At 50.6% G+C, this 1,203-nt stretch carries 1 pseudogene; it reads left to right on the top strand.

Annotated features, from left to right (window positions below):
* Positions 1-357: 357 nt before the first annotated feature.
* Positions 358-875, top strand: a pseudogene (locus tag A3AG_RS32295) (DUF2165 family protein).
* Positions 876-1,203 lie beyond the last annotated feature (328 nt).

Raw genomic sequence — 1,203 nt, 5'->3', positions numbered from 1 at the left:
CGAAGTTAACAACCCCCTTACCTCGAAATTCCCGGGACTTCAAGCTCCAAGCCTCGCCGCGGAGACGGTCCTACTTCCGTATAAGGGGATGCCTTTGACGTTACTGAAAAAGGTGGATCAAATTTAACTCGCTTTGAGGCGATCAAGTTGAAGGAACAGAAACCTAGAGTGAGTTCGCGCAAACGTCTGGCACACTCCTTGCGCCAGCATTTGTTATGCGCAATATTGCGAGCGGCGATGGGTGGTCACCCGTTGCCAACCCCGAGTCCAGAAACAATGGCCTGAAGGACGGACTCCTGGACATTGGGGTCGGCGCAGAGGTTCTTTCTGATGGCACTAACTCAAAGCGATAAATCTATGGCCCTACGAATCTCCAAGACACTGATGGTCGTTGCCATCGCGCTCTTTGCCTCTTTGGTCGCGTTTAACAATATAACCGATTACTTTACAAATTTCGTCTTTATCCGTCATGTCCTTCTAATGGACACGACCTTTCCAAGTAGCAGAAACATGTATCGAACTATCACTTCGCCAATTCTGCATCATGTTGCCTATGTGTGCATTATCACACCTAGAGACTGTAACGGCGGTTTTTTGCTGGATGGGTAGCAATCGCTTGTGGTGTGCCCGGCATGATTCCCACATGGCCTTTCAGCGCGCGAAAGGCTTTGCCAACGCCGGGCTGACGCTAGGTTTTTTGAACATTGCAGGTTGCGTTCATGTCGATTGGAGGGGAATGGTTCGGTATGTGGATGTCGAAACAGTGGAATGGGATACCAGATGCGTTCCGATTTTTTATCACGATCCTGTCAGTGCTGATCTTTGTGAGCCAGGAGAATGATGCTTTAAAAAACCACGACAGAACCGGCCTATAGGCAGAAGCTCATTGACATGGGCTGCACCCATGACTGCAGCAACACTATTTGACGCCCTTAAAATCTGTGGCGAAATTAAATTAATGGCGGGCCTTAGAACGGTTATCCACGGGCTTGCAAACCGCTTGGTTGCGGCAGGTTTGGGTTCCCACGCTCCCACCTGATTCGCCGTTTCTGTTTCTTCGCTGTGCAGCCTTGCAGGGTGCCTTAACAGGCTGCTGAAGTACTCATCGCGCTAGGGATACTCTGCACAAACGCGAATCGAGTGTGCTTGGCCGTTTAACAGGAAGCTGAATGCGCCACGACGCCAACCTATCAGCTCGGAGCG

Source organism: Cupriavidus neocaledonicus, assembly GCF_000372525.1.
Lineage (GTDB): Bacteria > Pseudomonadota > Gammaproteobacteria > Burkholderiales > Burkholderiaceae > Cupriavidus > Cupriavidus neocaledonicus.
The sequence above is the reverse complement of the archived record's forward strand: the minus strand, read 5'-3'. Positions and strand labels throughout refer to the sequence as shown.